18 protein-coding genes are annotated in these 17449 nt (G+C 54.7%); 11 read left to right on the top strand and 7 right to left on the bottom strand.

Annotated elements, in window-relative coordinates:
- Window positions 1-100: 100 nt before the first annotated feature.
- Window positions 101-475, bottom strand: a complete 375-nt coding sequence (locus WBY09_RS10970) for a transcriptional regulator (RefSeq protein WP_197147454.1) — start codon at window positions 473-475, stop codon at window positions 101-103.
- Window positions 476-595: 120 nt separating this feature from the next.
- On the opposite strand from WBY09_RS10970, the gene WBY09_RS10965 reads away from it, so the two are divergent.
- The 11 genes from WBY09_RS10965 to WBY09_RS10915 all read left to right on the top strand — a co-directional run bounded on the left by WBY09_RS10965 (window position 596) and on the right by WBY09_RS10915 (window position 10417).
- Complete coding sequence (locus WBY09_RS10965; protein WP_197147455.1) at window positions 596-1330, top strand: cytochrome c biogenesis CcdA family protein; 735 nt, start codon at window positions 596-598, stop codon at window positions 1328-1330.
- A gap of 10 nt (window positions 1331-1340) precedes the next feature.
- Window positions 1341-1958 (top strand): SoxW family protein, encoded by a 618-nt coding sequence (locus WBY09_RS10960; RefSeq protein ID WP_197147456.1) that lies wholly within the window; start codon window positions 1341-1343, stop codon window positions 1956-1958.
- Between the two features lie 196 nt (window positions 1959-2154).
- Window positions 2155-2616, top strand: coding sequence for a sulfur oxidation c-type cytochrome SoxX (soxX, locus tag WBY09_RS10955; protein ID WP_064781412.1), 462 nt, complete (start codon window positions 2155-2157; stop codon window positions 2614-2616).
- 19 nt (window positions 2617-2635) lie between these two features.
- Window positions 2636-3091, top strand: a complete 456-nt coding sequence (gene soxY / locus WBY09_RS10950) for a thiosulfate oxidation carrier protein SoxY (protein ID WP_008891065.1) — start codon at window positions 2636-2638, stop codon at window positions 3089-3091.
- A gap of 20 nt (window positions 3092-3111) precedes the next feature.
- Window positions 3112-3438, top strand: a complete 327-nt coding sequence (gene soxZ / locus WBY09_RS10945) for a thiosulfate oxidation carrier complex protein SoxZ (RefSeq protein WP_336232721.1) — start codon at window positions 3112-3114, stop codon at window positions 3436-3438.
- Between the two features lie 61 nt (window positions 3439-3499).
- Window positions 3500-4360: a sulfur oxidation c-type cytochrome SoxA gene (soxA, locus tag WBY09_RS10940; protein ID WP_197147457.1), complete on the top strand. Its 861-nt coding sequence runs from the start codon at window positions 3500-3502 to the stop codon at window positions 4358-4360.
- Between the two features lie 118 nt (window positions 4361-4478).
- Window positions 4479-6173 carry a thiosulfohydrolase SoxB gene (soxB, locus tag WBY09_RS10935; RefSeq protein WP_197147458.1) on the top strand — a complete coding sequence of 565 codons (1695 nt, stop codon included), beginning with the start codon at window positions 4479-4481 and terminating at the stop codon, window positions 6171-6173.
- 94 nt (window positions 6174-6267) lie between these two features.
- Window positions 6268-7563 (top strand): sulfite dehydrogenase, encoded by a 1296-nt coding sequence (gene soxC, locus WBY09_RS10930; protein WP_286792493.1) that lies wholly within the window; start codon window positions 6268-6270, stop codon window positions 7561-7563.
- Window positions 7547-8647, top strand: a complete 1101-nt coding sequence (locus tag WBY09_RS10925; RefSeq protein ID WP_336232719.1) for a c-type cytochrome — start codon at window positions 7547-7549, stop codon at window positions 8645-8647. Before soxC ends, WBY09_RS10925 begins: the two co-directional genes overlap by 17 nt.
- Window positions 8647-9093 carry a c-type cytochrome gene (locus WBY09_RS10920; RefSeq protein WP_286792495.1) on the top strand — a complete coding sequence of 149 codons (447 nt, stop codon included), beginning with the start codon at window positions 8647-8649 and terminating at the stop codon, window positions 9091-9093. The genes WBY09_RS10925 and WBY09_RS10920 overlap by 1 nt, the downstream gene beginning before the upstream one ends.
- A 49-nt stretch (window positions 9094-9142) precedes the next feature.
- Window positions 9143-10417 carry an NAD(P)/FAD-dependent oxidoreductase gene (locus tag WBY09_RS10915; RefSeq protein WP_286792496.1) on the top strand — a complete coding sequence of 425 codons (1275 nt, stop codon included), beginning with the start codon at window positions 9143-9145 and terminating at the stop codon, window positions 10415-10417.
- 27 nt (window positions 10418-10444) lie between these two features.
- On the opposite strand, the gene WBY09_RS10910 is transcribed toward WBY09_RS10915, so the two are convergent.
- The 6 genes from WBY09_RS10910 to WBY09_RS10885 form a co-directional block, all read right to left on the bottom strand.
- Window positions 10445-11566, bottom strand: a complete 1122-nt coding sequence (locus tag WBY09_RS10910; RefSeq protein ID WP_336232717.1) for an AbrB family transcriptional regulator — start codon at window positions 11564-11566, stop codon at window positions 10445-10447.
- Window positions 11566-13248 carry a methyl-accepting chemotaxis protein gene (locus WBY09_RS10905; protein WP_336232716.1) on the bottom strand — a complete coding sequence of 561 codons (1683 nt, stop codon included), beginning with the start codon at window positions 13246-13248 and terminating at the stop codon, window positions 11566-11568. The genes WBY09_RS10910 and WBY09_RS10905 overlap by 1 nt, the downstream gene beginning before the upstream one ends.
- Before the next feature lie 34 nt (window positions 13249-13282).
- The gene (locus WBY09_RS10900) at window positions 13283-14821 is read right to left on the bottom strand and encodes a tripartite tricarboxylate transporter permease (RefSeq protein WP_008891055.1); all 1539 of its coding nucleotides are present in this window, start codon (window positions 14819-14821) and stop codon (window positions 13283-13285) included.
- Entirely contained in the window at window positions 14814-15302 is a 489-nt protein-coding gene (locus tag WBY09_RS10895) for a tripartite tricarboxylate transporter TctB family protein (protein ID WP_336232715.1), read from the bottom strand. Before WBY09_RS10895 ends, WBY09_RS10900 begins: the two co-directional genes overlap by 8 nt.
- Window positions 15303-15346: 44 nt before the next feature.
- Window positions 15347-16345, bottom strand: a complete 999-nt coding sequence (locus WBY09_RS10890; RefSeq protein ID WP_197147460.1) for a tripartite tricarboxylate transporter substrate binding protein — start codon at window positions 16343-16345, stop codon at window positions 15347-15349.
- A 317-nt stretch (window positions 16346-16662) separates the two neighbouring features.
- Window positions 16663-17343: an IclR family transcriptional regulator gene (locus tag WBY09_RS10885; RefSeq protein WP_197147461.1), complete on the bottom strand. Its 681-nt coding sequence runs from the start codon at window positions 17341-17343 to the stop codon at window positions 16663-16665.
- Window positions 17344-17449: the final 106 nt, after the last annotated feature.

The raw sequence follows: 17449 nt of genomic DNA, 5'->3' as shown, positions 1-17449 counted from the left end.
CGTCGGTTAAAGGGCCAAAGCCGTTAGATGTCCGATTATACCAGACATCGAGGTCAATACACGATTGGATACTGTGCTTCAAACCGAATATACAGTTTTCCTAATCGTTCGGCAATTGCGAGAGCATCTCGTCAAGCATCGGCCAGAAAAAATGATCGCCGGGATAACCCCGCAGGCGGGCGACTTCCCGGTTGTTGCTGATTAACACGAATGTCGGTGTAACACGTTCACGCGCGATGTGATCAAGGTCTTCGGGCCATTCCTGAATATCAACACGGCGAAGAGGGGCCAGTTTGCCCTGATCGGTGTTGGGGTAGGCTTCGCCGATTTCCTGATGCCAGCGGACACACCATGCGCATCCCTTTTGTTCAAGCATCAGCAATTCGGTCGCCAATGCAGAGCCGATCCACATCTGTGATGCGAAAATCATGGCCAGAGTGAGCCGGAACACCCGGGAAATGTGCGGTTTTTTCATATGTCTGGATTCTACATAAAGTTATGATTGAATTATATATATGAAAAATACTATTCTTTGAATAGGCGCTGATAAACAAATTCCAAAATCAGATACCCACAGTGCCGGGAGGAACATGAATTGCTCGATATTGGTTTCGGCGCAGCCTTCCTTGCGGGGGTGTTGTCGTTCTTTACGCCATGTGTTTTGCCGATTGTGCCGCCATACCTTGCCTATCTGGCAGGGGTCAGTGTGGCGGATCTTGATGATCGCGCGGTCGCAAGTGCGAAGTCACGCCAGGTGTTCTTTACGGCATTGGCCTTTGTCGCGGGTTTCAGCACGATTTTCATCGCCCTTGGCGCGACGGCGAGCGTCATTGGTCAGTCACTGGCCAGCTATTTTGACATTTTATCGATCATTGCCGGGATCATGATTGCGGTCATGGGCCTCCATTTCATGGGGGTGTTCCGGATATCGCTTTTGTATCGCGATGCGCGGGTCAACGTTGCGAAAAAGCCGGCGGGTCTTGTCGGGGCCTATGTGATGGGGCTTGCCTTTGCCTTTGGCTGGACACCGTGTGTGGGGCCAGCATTGGCCGCAATCCTGTTTGTTGCCGGGGCGGAAAGCACGGCATTGCGCGGGGCTGGGTTGCTTGCGGTTTATTCGCTGGGAATCGGTTTGCCCTTTGCGCTGGCGGGGCTTTTCGCCGGGCAATTCGTTGGCTGGTCCCGAAAATTCAAACGACACATGCACACTGTTGAACGTGCGATGGGGATCTTGTTGGTGTTGACCGGTGTCTTGTTCATGACCGGGCAGATGTCGGCCATCGCCCAATGGTTGCTTGAAACTTTCCCTTCGCTTTCGACCCTCGGATAGGAGTTGCGTCATGAATATGCGTCATCTGCTGCGTGGAGTGCCTTTGGCGAAATATCTGCTCGCCGGTTTGCTGGTAATGAGTTGGTCACACGGATCGCACGCGGAAACCGTGGGCGAAGATGGTCTGCACAAGCAGGACTGGTTTTCGATCACATTTCGCGACATTGCCGACGATATCGCGGCCGCCCGGGATGAAAACAAGCGCCTCGTGATGATCTTTGAACAGCGTGGCTGCATCTATTGCGCCAAGATGCATACCGAACTGCTGAGCGATCCAGAGGTATCCGACTATATCAAGGAGAACTTCAAGGTCGTCCAATACAACATGTTTGGCGACGAAGAAGTGACTGATCTCGATGGCGACGTGCTGAGCGAGAAAACCGCCGCCCGCAAGTGGGGCTATGTCTTTACCCCGACCATCGTTTTTCTGCCTGAAGAAGCACCGGAAGACGGCAAAAATGCCGCCGAGGCCGCGGTTGCGACCATGCCCGGTGCGTTTGGCAAATGGACGTTCCTGAATATGTTTCGCTGGGTAAACGAGAAGGGCTACGAAACCGACGAGCACTTCCAGAAATATCATGCCCGCATCATTCAGAAGCTTCAGGAGGAGGGGCGATTAGGGCAGTAACAACCCCTTGCAATGTATGCATAATTAATAGTTCAGAACATGAAACATTAAAAATATCATATTTATGTGTTGAATTAAAAGTTGAGTTTGAATAACTTGAACTAAAGGCGCCGTCAGAGCCGCCAGATGTCAGACCGGGGATGTTCATATGCCACACAGAGGGCAGGGGCATCGTCACAGGAGGAACCACAACGCCATGTCTTGGAAACCAAGAACCTTTCTTGCGTGCCTGATCGTTGGCCTTCCGGCCCTTGCCGCAGCTGATGCACTCGCACCTGCCGATGTCAAATTCGATGACATGTCTGTATCCCAGTCATTGACCAGCCAGCCGGGAGACCCGGAAAACGGGCGTAAGGTCTTTGCCAATCGTAGCCTTGGCAACTGTCTGGCATGTCACGCTGTCAAAGATCAAAGCGACCAGCTGTTCCACGGCGAAGTCGGGCCGCCGCTTGATGGTGCTGCCGACCGCTGGAGCGAGGGCGAACTTCGCGCCATCGTGGCTGATGCCAAAGAAGTTTTCTCCGAAGAGACGGTTATGCCGGGTTTCTATTCGCTGAATGTCGGCATCAATGTCCGCGAAGATCTGGTCGGCAAAACAATCCTGACCGCGCAGGAAGTTGAAGATGTCGTGGCCTATTTGGCGACGCTCAAAGAATAACAACCACCGAGGAACCAAGATGAATCTCACACGACGCCAAATGCTTTGTGCATCGGTCGGTGCAGCTGCAGCCGGAGTGTTCGGCTTCTCGCTGTCCGCCTCTGCCACGCCGGAAGCCACAGCCGAAAGCATCAAAAACTTTGCCGGTGGTAAAGAGCCCGCGATGGGTGGTGACCTGACCCTGACGACGCCGGAAATTGCCGAAAACGGCAACACCGTGCCGATCGAGGTGTCTGTGGCAAGCCCGATGACGGATGACGATTACGTTGAGTCGGTTGTCATCTATGCCGAAGGCAACCCCAACCCGGATGTCGCTGTATTCCACTTCACGCCGATGAGCGGTGCAGCCGAGGCGAAAACCCGCATGCGTCTTGCGAAAACCCAGAATGTGGTTGCGGTCGCAAAGACCAGTAAGGGGCAGGTTTTCATGGATAAAAAAGAAGTCAAAGTGACCATCGGTGGTTGCGGCGGCTGATCGGATCGGGAGAAAGTCAAATGGAAAATATCAAGCCGCGTGTAAAGGTGCCGAAATCCGCATCGGCTGGTGAGATCATCACCATCAAGACCCTGATCAACCATCCGATGGAATCAGGTTTGCGCAAGGGCAAGGATGGCAATCTCATCCCGCGCCAAATCATCAACAAGTTCACCTGTGAATTCAACGGCAAGCCCGTGTTTTCCTGTGAACTCGAGCCGGCAATTTCCGCCAACCCCTATATCGAGTTTTCCGCCAAGGTTAACGAGGCTGGAACATTCAAGTTCAGCTGGTTGGATGATGACGGTTCTGTCTACGAGACTGAAAACAAGATCGCCATGAAATGATTCGGGACGGGTCCTTGATCCAGGTGATCACGGGCCCGCCACTGCATCGGGAGGGAATGTCTTGAGAAACCAAATCATAGCCAAAGCTGCTGCGGTTGCCATGACCGCACTTGTCCCGGGGATTGCGTTTGCCGGTGGGCCGGTTGACGATGAACTCGTCATCGACGGCGAAATCCAGATGATCACCCGTGCAGCACCGCCAGAAGGTCACCCGCTTGACGAGGTGCTGTCAGGCTGGCTGTATCGAACCGAAGAAACGCGTCTTCTGGAAACCGATACCTTTGAAAATCCCGGAATGCTTGAAGTGCAGGACGGTGCGGATCTTTGGAATACGGTTGACGGAAGTGCCGGTAAATCCTGCGCATCCTGTCACGGGGATGCCGAGGAAAGCATGGCTGGTGTCGGGGCAAGCTTCCCGAAATGGGATGAAGCATCCAACCGCCCGATCAATGTGGAACTTCAGATCAACAAGTGCCGCACCGAAGAGATGGAGGCAGAGGCCTATAAGTTTGATGCGCCTGAGCAAAAGGCGTTGACCGCCTATGTCAAACATCAGTCTTTGGGCACGCCGGTCGCCATCGATCTTGCCGAAGGGCACATGCAGAGCTGGTGGGAGAAGGGCAACGAGCTTTATTACACCCGGACCGGGCAGCTCAATCTTTCCTGTGCATCTTGTCATGAACAGAACAATGGCAACTACATTCGCGCCGACCATCTCAGTCAGGGCAATGTCAACGGGTTCCCGACCTATCGCCTGAAGCAGGCCAGTCTGGTGTCACTGCATAACCGTTTTCGCGGTTGCATCCGTGATACCCGTGCGGAATTCCCGGCTGCATTTTCTGACGAACTGATGGCGCTTGAGGTCTATGTGACCTGGCGTGGCACCGGCTTGTCCGTCGAGACACCTGCAGTTCGCCAATAAGATTCAAAAGTTACTACAGGGGTGATTGGCTTATCCTCCCGGTTGCCCCGCCTTTCTTCCTTTAAATGCCTCGGCCGCGTTGCCGAACAGGTGAATATTGCCCGGAGGCCACCAATAAATGTTTTCGCGCCGTGAATTTTTGCAATGGGCAGCTGTGACCACCGCAGCGACCGGCTATATGGGTAGTTTGACCCGTGTGGCTGCCCAACAGCGTCTGACTCAGGACGATCTTTTGAAGTTTGACAGCAAAGGCAGCATTACGCTTTTGCACTTCACCGATGTTCATGCCCAGCTAAAGCCGGTCTATTTCCGCCCGCCATCAGAAAACTACGGTGTCGGGGCGTTTGAAGGCATTCCGCCGCATCTTGTTGGCGAGGAATTCCTGTCCCACTTCGGGATAAAGCGCGGCAGTCCGCTCGCCTATGCGCACACCATGGTCGATTATGTCGATATGGCGCGGACTTACGGACGGCTTGGCGGCCTTGATCGCACCGCGACGCTGGTCAAGGCGATCCGTGCGGAACGCGGGGATAGCAACGTTCTGTTCCTTGATGGTGGTGACACCTGGCAGGGGTCTTACACGTCGCTCAAGACCAATGGGCAGGACATGGTTGATTGCATGAAGCTGCTCAAGCCGGACGCGATGGTCGGGCACTGGGAATTCACCTTTGGCGAAGATCGGGTCAAGGAGATCGTTGATGATCTTGGTTATCCGTTCCTGGCCAGCAACGTTTTTGACACGGAATGGGATGAACCGGTTTTCGAACATACCGCGTTTTATGAAACCGGCGGGCACAAGGTCGCGGTGATCGGGCAGGCCATGCCCTATACCCCGATTGCCAATCCGCGCTGGATGATCCCGAACTGGTCGTTTGGTATTCGCCCGGAAGTCATTCAGGCCAATGTCGACGCCGCGCGCGAGGCCGGGGCCGCTGTGGTCGTCCTGTTGTCGCATAACGGATTTGACGTGGACCAGAAACTGGCGACCGTTGTGAACGGCATTGATGTCATCCTGACAGGCCATACCCACGACGCGGTGCCCGAGGCGATCAAGATCGGCAATACATTGCTTTTGTCATCGGGTTCACACGGCAAATATCTGGGGCGCGTTGATCTGGAAGTTAAAGATGGGCGCGTAACCGATTATAATTCAGCACTTATTCCGGTGTTCTCGGATGTAATCGATCCGGATCCGGAAATGGCCGCCAAGATTGACGAGGTCCGCGCACCTTATGAGGCGGAGTGCAATCGCGTCATCGGCAAGACATCAGGTCTGCTGTATCGCCGCGGTAATTTCAACGGGACATGGGATGACCTGATTTGTCAGGGCATCATGGAAGAACGAGATGCGGAACTGGCATTTAGCCCGGGATTCCGTTGGGGTACGACATTGCTTCCGGGTGACGATATCACCATCGATGATCTTTATAACCAGACCAGCATGAATTACCCGTCGGTTTATCGTCTGGAATTCACTGGCACGCAGATCAAGGAAATCCTCGAGGACGTTTGTGACAACCTGTTTAACAAGGATCCGTTCTTCCAACAGGGGGGTGACATGGTTCGTGTCGGTGGCATGGCCTATAGCTGTGCACCCAAGGAAAGCATCGGCAACCGTATCTCGAACATGACAATGATCAAGACTGGCGAGCCGATTGAAGCGGATCGCAGCTATGTTGTCGCCGGTTGGGCATCCGTCAACGAAGGCGTTGAAGGACCAGCGGTCTACGATCTGATGGAAAACTACATCACCCGTCACAAGGTCATTGATATTCCACGCAATGACACCGTGAAAGTGATTGGAATGAACTAGGCGAAATCACCTGGCCGGTTCCAATCACCGGGCAGGGCATTTTTCGCCTCAATATATATAAAATATCGAATGTGTAGGGAGGGCACCAAGAGCCATGTCCAAACAACCTCAGAAAGATAAGAATTTTGTGCCAAGTCGGCGCAGCTTTCTTCAGGGTGGTCTAACAGCCGCCGGTGGGGCGGCGGTTGCCGCAATTGGTGGCGGTGCTGCGTTGGCGGCCGGAACCCCGGATCCGGCGATCACGGAACTCAAGGACTGGAACCAGTATTCCGGTCCGGGCGTGGATGCCGCACCTTATGGTGTGCCGTCACCGTTTGAAGCACATGTCGTACGTCGCGATGTGCCATGGCTGACCGCCGATCCGATATCGTCGATCAACTTCACACCGTTGCATGAACTTGACGGCATCATCACGCCCAATGGTCTTTGCTTTGAGCGTCATCACAGCGGGGTCGCCGAAGTGGACCCGGCCGAGCATCGCCTGATGATCAATGGTCTGGTCGACAAGCCGCTTGTCTTTACCATGCAGGATCTGATGCGTTTTCCGCGTGAAAACCGGGTCTACTTCCTTGAATGTGCGGCGAACTCTGGCATGGAGTGGCGTGGCGCGCAGCTTAATGGCTGCCAGTTTACCCACGGTATGCTGCATAACGTGATGTATACCGGCGTTCGCCTGCGCACACTTCTGGAAGAAGCCGGTGTTAAACCAGCCGGAAAATGGATCCTGGCCGAAGGTGCCGATGCATCAGGTATGGGGCGTTCGATCCCGATTGAAAAGGCGCTTGATGACTGCCTTGTTGCTTTCAAAATGAATGGCGAGGCCCTGCGCACCGAACAAGGATATCCGGTGCGCCTGTGCGTTCCGGGATGGGAAGGCAATATGTGGGTGAAATGGCTGCGCCGGATCGAGGTCGGCGATAAGCCATGGCAGCTCCGCGAAGAGACGTCGAAATATACCGATCTTATGCCTGATGGGCGTGCACGGCGGTTTACCTGGGCGATGGATGTCAAATCGGTTATCACCAACCCAAGCCCGCAGGCGCCGATCACCCATGGCCGCGGCCATACGATCATTACCGGCGTTGCATGGTCTGGCCATGGCAAGATCAAGCGCGTTGATGTGTCGATTGACGGTGGCCGCAACTGGCAGCATGCCCGGATTGACGGGCCGAGCCTTAGCCGGTCGCTGCATCGCTTCTACTACGAATTCAACTGGGACGGATCGCCGCTTTATCTGCAATCGCGTGCGATTGATGAGCAGGGTTACGTTCAGCCGACCAAGGACGCCCTGCGCGCGGCACGCGGCGATAACTCCATCTATCACAATAATGGCATCCAGACCTGGTATCTGAAGTCGAACGGAGAGGCGGAAAATGTCGAAGTTTCTTAAGTTTACCGCAAGCATCGTTCTGCTTGGCGCAGCATGGGCAACCAATGCCAACGCGCAAGATGCAGATGCCGGCGAAAAGGTTTTCCGCAAATGTGCCGCCTGTCACGCCGTGGGTGAAGGGGCCAAAAACAAGGTTGGACCGGAACTCAATGAAATCTTCGGGCGCGTTGCCGGGTCGCTTGAGGATTTCAAATATTCCAAGGCGATGACCAAGGCCGGTGAAGAAGGTTTGGTTTGGGTTCACGACAGTCTGACCGAATATCTGGCGAAACCGCGCGACTATGTCAAAGGTACGAAGATGGCTTTTGCCGGCCTGAAAAAGGACGACGAGATTGCCAATGTGATCGCCTATCTGGCAACCTTCTCGGAAAGTGCAGAGCAAGCCGCAGCGGAACCTGAGTCCGCACCGGCATCAGAACCTGTTGAAACCGCATCAGCAACGGAACCTTCTGTGAATGCAGCGGATGCAGTGATCCCTGAGCATGGTGTTTATCATCTTGGCCGCGAAGCACTGCCAGAAGAAATTGCAGCATGGGATATTGATGTTCGTCCGGACGGTGTCGGGTTGCCTGTCGGCAGTGGTACGGTGGCCGATGGTGGCGTGCTCTATGATGAAAACTGCGCGGTGTGTCATGGCGTGTTTGGTGAAGGCGAGGGACGCTGGCCGGTATTATCGGGTGGCTTTGATACCCTGACGGCGGACCGTCCGGTCAAGACCATCGGGTCCTATTGGCCGTTCGCCTCGACGATTTTTGACTATGTCCATCGGGCAATGCCGTTTGGTAATGCCCGGTCGCTGAGTGCGGATCAGACCTACGCAATTACAGCTTACCTGTTGTATTTGAACGACATTGTCACAGAAGAAGACTTTGAGTTATCCAATGAAACCTTTAGCGAGATTTCGTTGCCCAACGAAGAGAACTTCTATCCCGATGATCGTCTGGAAGAGCCAAATTTCGCGACCAATGTTGAACCCTGCATGGAAAACTGTGGCGATGGACCGGCCGAGATCGTGATGCGCGCGCGTATTCTTGATGTCACACCGGACGGTGATGAAGAAAACGGTGCCGAGGGGATCGATTAATGCGTGACTGTCACCGGAAACATCATGAAACGGATGGTGGCAGGGCTTTGACGGCGCGCGTGTTTCGGGTGCTGGGCATTGATAAGATTTGGCTGTGTGTTGCGTTCGGGATCTTCTTGATCCCGAACTTTTCGTTTGCGGAGTCCGGTGCGGAGAAAACGACACCGGACACGCCATTGGGTGAGGCCATCGGACAGGTGTTGGCAATGCCAGGTGATGCAGATTATGGCGCTTATCTCGCAACAGAATGTGTGACGTGTCATCAGCGACACGCTGCCAATCATGCGATCCCGGTGATCGACGGCTTGCCGCGCGAGTATTTTGTCGAGGCGATGCTGGAATACAAATACCGCCTGCGCGACAATTCAGTGATGCAGGCAATCATGGCAAGCCTTGGTATGGAAGAATTGGCAGCGCTTGCGACCTATTTTTCGACGAAGGACTAAAGGTTGGAGTTTGTGAAACGTCGTTAATCAACGGATCAGGAACAAGAAAATGAGCAATGTCACAAGGCGAACGTTCAACAAGTTTCTCGGTGCCGGTGCAGGTGTCATGGCAATGCCGGGCATTTTGCGTGCCCAAGGCCGCAAGAATGTCGTGATTGTTGGCGGCGGTGCCGGTGGGGCAACGGTGGCCCGTCATTTGGCGGAAAAGGCCGGTGAGGCAATCAACATCACCCTGATTGAGGATTCCGAGAAATACACGACCTGCTTTTTCTCCAACCTGTACCTTGGTGGCTATCGCGATTTTGCGTCGATCACGCATGGCTATGATCGACTGGTCAATGATTTCGGCATTCGCAAAGTGACAGCCCGGGCAGAAGAAATTGATCGCACGGCGCATCAGGTGCGCACATCAACCGGGGAAACCATCCCCTATGACCGGCTGGTCCTGTCACCGGGTATTGATCTGATATTTGATAGTGTTCCGGGATATTCGGCGGAGCTGGCGGAAATTGCCCCGCACGCCTGGCAGGCGGGACCACAGACACAATTACTTAAATCAAAAATCGATGGCCTTAAAAACGGTGATCAGGTGGTGATGGTAGCGCCACCCAATCCGTATCGCTGTCCGCCGGGCCCGTATGAACGTGTTTCCATGATTGCCCATACGCTTAAGGCCCGCGGGCTCACTGACTGCACGATTGTTGTTCTGGATCCGAAAGAGAAATTCTCCAAACAGGGACTGTTTGCGGAAGGGTGGGAGAAATACTATCCGGGCATGGTGGAATGGTATGGGCCCAATATCCACGGGGGTATCAAGGGTGTCGATGTCGAAGCTGGAACGGTGGAGACTGATTTTGATACCTTTGGCGGTGCGTTGCTCAATATCATTCCGGCCCAACAGGCCGGACGCATTGCCATCAGTGCGGGGCTTTCGGATGAGACTGGATTTTGCCCGGTGGATGCCGAAAGCATGCGGTCCAAACGCGATCAGAACATCTTTGTCATCGGTGATGCGTCCATCGCAGGCGCTATGCCAAAGTCAGGATCAGCGGCCAATAGTCAGGCGAAAGTGGTAGTGATGCATCTGATGGCAGATCTGATGGATACGCGGGTCTTTCCAGCGCGTTATCTCAATACGTGCTGGAGCCTTGTCGAAACCAATGACGGGATCAAGGTCGGGGCGCAATATGGCAATGTTGACGGCGCGATCGCCAGCACTTCATCCTTTATCAGCCAACCCGATGAAAGTGCCGATGTCCGCCGGCATACATTTGAGGAATCTGTTGCCTGGTATGACGGGATCACCAAGGACATGTTTGGCTAATCAAACCAGAGAAGCGTCCGAAACAGATTAATCTTGCCGTGCGGCTTTCTTTTGCATGTGGCGTTGAAACCACTTGGCAAGGAGTGGCGCCAGCAACACGATCTCGAAAATGCGCACGATATGGTGAAAGGCGACAAAACTCGGTTCGACATTGAGGGCCAGCGCAATCAATGACATTTCAGCAACGCCACCCGGCGCAAAGGCCAGCAATACGGCAATGAAATCAAGATCCAGCCATTGCGATACGAACCATGCAACCCCACCGGTAAAGGCCAGGACAACAAAGGTTGCCAGCACCGAATAGCCCGCAAGACGGACAAGGACGGCGATCTTGACGCCCGAAAACCGGCTGCCGATGGCAGAGCCGAGGATCAACAGGCTTCCAGCAAGCAACCAGTCGGGCAGGTTACCCTCTACGATGCCCGATACGTGCAACACCATGCTAGCCGCCATCGCACCGGTCATATAGGCCGCCGGGATGCGCAGCTTGCGAAAGACCAGAACTGTGATGATCGCGCAACCTGCGGTCAGAAGGCCTTCATTCAGTGTCATTTGAACCGATTGGCTATCGCCATGGCCGTTTGCCACAACGCCCGTGATCATCAAAACAATCAGCGGTGCCGACATCACCAGCAGCAAAACACGCAAACCCTGCGTCAGGGCGATTTCCTGTTCATTGCCACCAGCCGCGGCCCCAAGGACGACCATCGGTGTCAGACCACCCGGTGTTGCCGAAAACAGCGCTGTCGCCGGATCCAGGCGGGCAATGCGGGAATAGAACCATGTGATCACGAATGTGATGATCGGAACATACAGCAGAACCGCGATCATGCTGATCGGCCACTTTGCGGCCTGATCAAGCGTATCGGGGGTAAAGGATGCGCCAAGGAAAATACCGATGACGCCAAGGATGCCAGAGCGAAACTGCATCGGGACACCCATCGGTACGCGCAGTAGACTTGCGACAAACGTAGCGAGCATCGGGCCCATCATCCAGGCCAGAGGCATATTGATGAAATGGGCGATCAAGCCGCCCATAAGGCCAATCCCCAAAGCAATCGACAGTTTTTTGAAAAACTGGGGTGTCAAAACACCGGAAAGTCGGTTGATCCAATGGGCGCCTGAGCGACCATCCGGTGTTCTCGTCATTATGCTTCGGCCTTGTTCTTCTCGATTTGTTCAAGGAAGCCATCAATTGCGTTACGCAGTTTGGTCGCTTCGTCATTCAATGTGCTGGTGGCGCGCGTTACGTTTGCAGAACCGTTATGCACGCGGGCTGTTTCGTTATCTAGTGCGCCAACCGCCTCGGCCACGGTCCGCATACCGCCATTGGCATCCTGAATGCTGTCGGAAATACCGGCTGTAGAGGCCTGTTGTTCTTCAACGGCAGCAGCGATGGCAGCGGCCGACTGATCCACCTCGCCAATCACATCGGCAACACCGTGCAAGGCATTGACCACGTTGTCGGTAAGGCCACGAATTTCTTCGACCTGACTTGCGATATCTTCGGTCGCGCGTGCGGTCTGGGAGGCGAGGTTTTTAACTTCGCCCGCGACCACGGCAAAGCCCTTACCGGCGTCGCCGGCGCGTGCGGCCTCGATCGTGGCATTCAGGGCAAGCAGGTTGGTCTGGTTGGCGATGTCTTCGATCAGGCTGACGATATCACCGATCCGTTGGGTGGCGTTGGTCAGCTGTTCAAACAGGGCGCGTGACTGTTCGCTTTCGGAACGTGCACGTCCGGCAACCTCGGCCGAGTTCTGGGCCTGTTGGCCTATTTCAGCAATGGCCTCGGACAAGCTTGCGGTCGTCTGGGAAACAGCTTCGATGTGATGAAGAACCTGCTCGGAATGCTGGTTCGCGTCGGCTGACCGTGCGCTGGCAAGGGTTGCAATCTGTTCCATGTCGCTGGCAGATCCGTTGAGCGAGCTGAATTCCTGATCAAACCCGGAAAGGGCTTCCTGAACGACGCGCTGGAAATGATTGGTGGCGTCGATCAGGTTCTGCTGGCGCTGTCTTTCAAGGCCACGCACGCGTTCGCGTTCCTGACGCAGGACTTCTGCTTCCTTCGACTGATCCCGCAGCACCATGACAGAGCGCGCAACCTTGCCAATCTCATCAGCGCGTTGTCCGCCGCGAACACTCACATCAAGATCGCCATTTGAAATTTGTTCGATTAATTCGGCAAGGTCGGTCATTGGCCGTGAAATGCGCCGGGAGACAAAGACAGACACGACAACCGCAACAACCACAACAATCAGTGCAACGATGACAAAGACACGCTGCAGGGCTTCAGCCTGCGCATAGGCATCGGCAAACGAGGTGGTGGCAATTTCATGCGATTGGGCAAGGATATCGTTGAGCGGCGCCTGAAGGGCCTGGAAGGTTTCATCTGCCTGGGCAATGACTTCCAGCGCGCCATAAATGTTCATTTCACTTTCAATAAGGAACTGGTTCACCTGTTCCATGTATTTCGCATAGTTCTCGGTAAAGGCATCACCACCCACAGCGGCAAGACGCTGGGCAAGGGGGGCGAGTTCTTCTTCGAGTTTGGCGACCTGTTCGCGAAGATCGGGTACAACAGCAGCATTAATGCCGTTGGAGTCCCAGGTCAGGATACGAAACAGCGATCCGTGCGCCTCGTTCAGGGCGTTGCTGAGTGTTAGCGCATCGGATCGCCGTTCATAGGCTTCAACGCGAAGGCTGGTAAGGGTGTCTTTCTCGCTTTCAAGGGTTGCCACGGTGGCAATCCCCATCGCGACAATGACGATCATCAGGAAGACCGGAACCAAAAGGGTTTTGGGACCAATCGACAGATTATCAAGAAACCGCATTACCAATATCCTTCACGTCGCTCAGAGGCAGATCTTAGAGTTCACCATCATTGGGAAGCGCTGATTTGCGGTTTGCCAACCAGCTGCGCAGATTGCCGATCAACGGGGCTGCAAGGAACAGAATGCTGATCAACAGGATCACCAGCGTGATCGGGCGTTCCCAAAGGAACGAAATGGAACCGTCGCTAATGGCCAGTGCACGACGGAGGTTTTCTTCCATCATCTTGCCCAGAATGAAGCCAAGCAGCATCGGCGCCATCGGATAGTTCAAAAGACGCAGGCCGATCGCGATTGCAGCTGCAATCACCATCATATGGATGTCCATGGTGTTAAAGGTCACCAGATAGACACCAACCAGCGAGAAGAACAGAACGAACGGCACAAGAAGCTGCTGGGGCAGGGCCAGAAGACGCGAGATATACGGGATCAGCGGCAGGTTCAGAACCAGCAACACGATATTGCCGATATACATCGAAATGATCACCGACCAGAACACGTCAGGCTGTTCAACAAACAGACGCGGACCTGGCTGAACACCATAGGAAATCAGAGCACCCATCATCACAGCCGTGGTGCCCGAACCCGGAATACCAAGGGTCAGAAGCGGTACGAAGGAACCAGAACACGCAGCGTTGTTTGCGGTTTCAGGCGCCGCAAGACCACGGATAGAACCCTTGCCAAAGCCGAGCTTTTCCTTGGCCGAGGCAATATTGCGTTCCATGCCGTATGCAAGGAAGGATGCAATCGTTGCACCGGCACCCGGCAGAACGCCGGTAAAGAAGCCAAGAACCGACGAACGGCCGATGACCGGGATCATGATCTTGACTTCTTCCTTCGACAGCTTCATCGAGCCCAGGCTTTTAAGCGCCTTTTCTTCCTCGGAACGGGTGTCCTTGGTCGGACGCAGGATCGAGAGCAGGGCCTCGGAAAGGGCAAAGGTCGACATGGCCAGCAAAAGGAAACTGATGCCGTCCACAAGATCCATGCTGCCAAAGGTAAAGCGGGCAACGCCAGCCGCCGGATCCGTGCCGATGGTCGAAAGCATGATCCCGAACAGGGTCATGGTAATCGCCTTAAGGACCTGTCCCTTGCCGGCAAAGGCAGACACAGCCGTCAGGCCAAGCACCATCAGTGCGAAATAGTCACCCGACTGGAACGACAACGAAACTGATGCCAGTGCCGGTGCGGCAACCAGCAGGAAGATCGCAGCAATCGTACCGCCAGAGAAAGACGAGTAGGCGGCAATGGCCAGTGCCTTGCCAGCCTGGCCCTTTTGGGCCATCGGGTAACCGTCAAAGGCGGTTGCAACCGTTCCGGCAACACCCGGCGCGTTGATCAGAATAGAAGAGGTCGAGCCGCCAAAGATTGCCCCGTAATACACGCCCGCCATCAGAATAAGGCCGGTGGACGGATCAAACCCGTAGGTGATCGGGATCATCAGGGCAATGGCAGTGATTGGGCCAAGACCGGGAAGCATCCCGATAAAGGTGCCTGCGAAACAGCCGACCGCAACCATCAACAGGTTGATCGGCATGACAGCGGTCGAAAGACCGGAGAAAATTCCCTCAAGCATCGTTTGACATCCAACCGAGATAATAGAAGAAATCGCCCGGGGTCAGGTAGATGCCCATGGCATAGAGCAAGCCCCAGAAAGCAAGCGTGACACCGACAGCCGTCAGGATCAGAACCAGCGGACGGCGTTCGCCAAGCGTATAGAAACCGCCCATCAGGAAGAGCGATGTTGAAATCGGGAAGCCCAGCTGGCGGATGGTCAGGCCATAAAACACCATCAGTGCCGCCAGGATAACAACGCGTTTCCACTTAAGGCCGCGGAAAGCGTGTTCGAGGCTGCCGGCCTCTTTGTTGGTCGGCAGTATCAGTTGGATGAAGGAAACCACACCAAGCAACCATGCAAGGGCGTTAGGGAGGGTTCTGGCATTGAACGGGGCATCCTCGTCGCCAAACAGCAGCGGGATGTCATCGACATAGAAGCCATATATCAGCGCAAGGCAAAGAAATAGCAGCGCGCCGAATTTGTCGCGATTGATGGACATGGCGTGGTTTCCTTCGGAGGTCTTTTTACTTGTGTATTAACGGCTTATTTCAGGAAGCCAAGGTCGCGCATCAGGTCGCCAACGACCTTTTCCTGATTTTCCATGAAGGCAGAAAACTCAGCACGCGGCTTGTAGATTTTTTCCCAGCCATTGCGGGTACGAACGGTTTCCCATTCCGGGGTTGCCTGAACGTCCTTGAGGATCGCAGCATAGGCATCCGCTTTGTCAGCCGACAGAGACGGCGAACCGAAGTAACCGCGCCAGTTGACGAATTCAGCATCAATGCCGAGTTCACCGAGCGACGGAACGTCCGGAGCAGCTTCAACGCGTTCTTTCGAGGTTACAGCCAGAATGCGAACCTGACCTGCCTTGGCAAGTTCAAGCAGCTCACCCAGACCGGTCGACAGAACTTCGGTTTCACCCGACAGAAGGCCAGCGATTGCTTTACCGCCTGCGTCATACGGAATGTATTTTACCTGTTTGGCATCGCCGCCGCCCTGCTGAACAGCATAGGCTGCAACGATGTGGTCCATACCGCCACGGACCGAACCGCCACCGAACTTGACCGAAGACGGATCAGCTTTGACCGCGTCAACAACGTCGGTGAAGGACTGATACGGGCTGTCAGCCGGAACAGCAAATGCTGCGTATTCAGCAACAACGGCTGCGATCGGGGTCAGGTCGCGGAAAGACTGCGGGAAGACACCGGTCAGCGAACGCACGATGATCGGGGTGGAGTTGACCATCAGGGTGTTGTCAAGACGATCAGCAGCTTCGATCATGTAGGCAATCGCCTTACCGCCGCCGCCGCCCGACATGTTTTCGTAGGACGCGGTGCCAACGAGACCCGATTTGGTCAGGGCTTCACCGGTACCACGTGCCGTGCCATCCCAGCCGCCGCCTGCGCCGCCTGGAATGACGAAGTGAATTTCGTCGATTTCTGCAGCTTTGGCATCCATTGCACCAAATGCAGCAGTCGAAACAGCAACAGCCGTGGCTGCTGCGATAAATCCGCGACGCGAGAACATCGACAGTTTGTTCATCAGGGTCTCCTCCAGACACTAAAGCAATTTCCCAGCCACCCGAATAGTGGCAAGCCGATCAATGGAACAAAGCACCAGCAAGGGGAGTCCGAACACCGCTTTCAGAGGCATGAATGCCCACCTGACCCCGGAAATTGACCTGACCTCCCTTGCCGAATTTTCTTCTTGTTTGTTCCGGGGCCAATTTATGACTCACGGATCGGCAGTGGCGGGACGGTAACAGCCAAACCTGTCACCAACCTGTCATTGGCAAAAAATGGGTGAAAAAAGTTCATATGATTTATGCGTTAACGGCAAAGATGGGCGGCAGTTTGTAATCATGAAGACATGCGTTTACCGCAATCCGCTGCACGTGATTGCAGCGAAGCCAGGCATTTGAGACGCTTTTCCGGGGTGAACCGACTGATCGGACCGGAAAGGGCAAGTGCACCGAGCAGGTGGTTCTGGCGATCCAGTACCGGTACGGCAATCGCCGAAACATCCGGATCACGTTCACCTTCGCTCAGGGCAAACCTGTCTTCGAGGACCTGTAACGAACGGTCATCGACGCCATCGCCCCAGGCGCGGATGACGTGGCCAGCAGCCCCTAATTCACAAGGAAGAATAGCGCCTTCTTCAAGATGATGACGCAGGCTGCTTGGGGAGTTTTCGCGAAACAGGCACAGGCGATTGGCGCCTTCGGGCACGTAAAAGGACGCGGTTTCACCGCTTTCTGAAACAAGGATCGAAAGGTGTGGGCGGACGATATCGTCCATGCCGTATGATCGCCGGTAAATGGAGCCAAGACGCCAAAGTGCCGGGCCGAGGCGATAGCGGCCACGACCGGAAATCATCAAAAAACCACAAGACTCCAACGTTCCCGCCAGTCTCGAGATGGTGCTTTTATACATTCCGGTACGCTCGGACAGATCCTTGAGCGACAGGTCATGGTCCTGATCGGTGAAGGCATCAAGAATTCCCAAGGCGCGCTCAACCGCTGTAACGTTTTGTTCTGACATGGTTAAATCCGTCTCGTGCTCTGATTTGGCGCAGTGAGAGCGCCAAGACCATTTTGTCCAAGCTTAAAATTCTATATAATGGAACATAATTCTACCAGACAGAATT

Source organism: Thalassospira sp. CH_XMU1458 (assembly GCF_037027205.1).
Classification (GTDB): Bacteria; Pseudomonadota; Alphaproteobacteria; order Rhodospirillales; family Thalassospiraceae; genus Thalassospira; species Thalassospira tepidiphila.
The sequence above is the reverse complement of the archived record's forward strand: the minus strand, read 5'-3'. Positions and strand labels throughout refer to the sequence as shown.

Excerpts from the sequence above, each read along its gene's own strand:
- soxZ (WP_336232721.1), top strand. The coding sequence starts at position 3,112 with ATGGAAAATATCAAGCCGCGTGTAAAGGTGCCGAAATCCGCATCGGCT.
- soxB (WP_197147458.1), top strand. The coding sequence starts at position 4,479 with ATGTTTTCGCGCCGTGAATTTTTGCAATGGGCAGCTGTGACCACCGCA.
- soxC (WP_286792493.1), top strand. The coding sequence starts at position 6,268 with ATGTCCAAACAACCTCAGAAAGATAAGAATTTTGTGCCAAGTCGGCGC.
- WBY09_RS10960 (WP_197147456.1), top strand. The coding sequence starts at position 1,341 with ATGAATATGCGTCATCTGCTGCGTGGAGTGCCTTTGGCGAAATATCTG.
- WBY09_RS10900 (WP_008891055.1), bottom strand. The coding sequence starts at position 14,821 with ATGCTTGAGGGAATTTTCTCCGGTCTTTCGACCGCTGTCATGCCGATC.
- soxY (WP_008891065.1), top strand. The coding sequence starts at position 2,636 with ATGAATCTCACACGACGCCAAATGCTTTGTGCATCGGTCGGTGCAGCT.
- WBY09_RS10910 (WP_336232717.1), bottom strand. The coding sequence starts at position 11,566 with ATGACGAGAACACCGGATGGTCGCTCAGGCGCCCATTGGATCAACCGA.
- WBY09_RS10890 (WP_197147460.1), bottom strand. The coding sequence starts at position 16,345 with ATGAACAAACTGTCGATGTTCTCGCGTCGCGGATTTATCGCAGCAGCC.
- WBY09_RS10895 (WP_336232715.1), bottom strand. The coding sequence starts at position 15,302 with ATGTCCATCAATCGCGACAAATTCGGCGCGCTGCTATTTCTTTGCCTT.
- WBY09_RS10925 (WP_336232719.1), top strand. The coding sequence starts at position 7,547 with ATGTCGAAGTTTCTTAAGTTTACCGCAAGCATCGTTCTGCTTGGCGCA.
- soxX (WP_064781412.1), top strand. The coding sequence starts at position 2,155 with ATGTCTTGGAAACCAAGAACCTTTCTTGCGTGCCTGATCGTTGGCCTT.
- WBY09_RS10920 (WP_286792495.1), top strand. The coding sequence starts at position 8,647 with ATGCGTGACTGTCACCGGAAACATCATGAAACGGATGGTGGCAGGGCT.
- WBY09_RS10885 (WP_197147461.1), bottom strand. The coding sequence starts at position 17,343 with ATGTCAGAACAAAACGTTACAGCGGTTGAGCGCGCCTTGGGAATTCTT.
- WBY09_RS10905 (WP_336232716.1), bottom strand. The coding sequence starts at position 13,248 with ATGCGGTTTCTTGATAATCTGTCGATTGGTCCCAAAACCCTTTTGGTT.
- WBY09_RS10915 (WP_286792496.1), top strand. The coding sequence starts at position 9,143 with ATGAGCAATGTCACAAGGCGAACGTTCAACAAGTTTCTCGGTGCCGGT.
- WBY09_RS10970 (WP_197147454.1), bottom strand. The coding sequence starts at position 475 with ATGAAAAAACCGCACATTTCCCGGGTGTTCCGGCTCACTCTGGCCATG.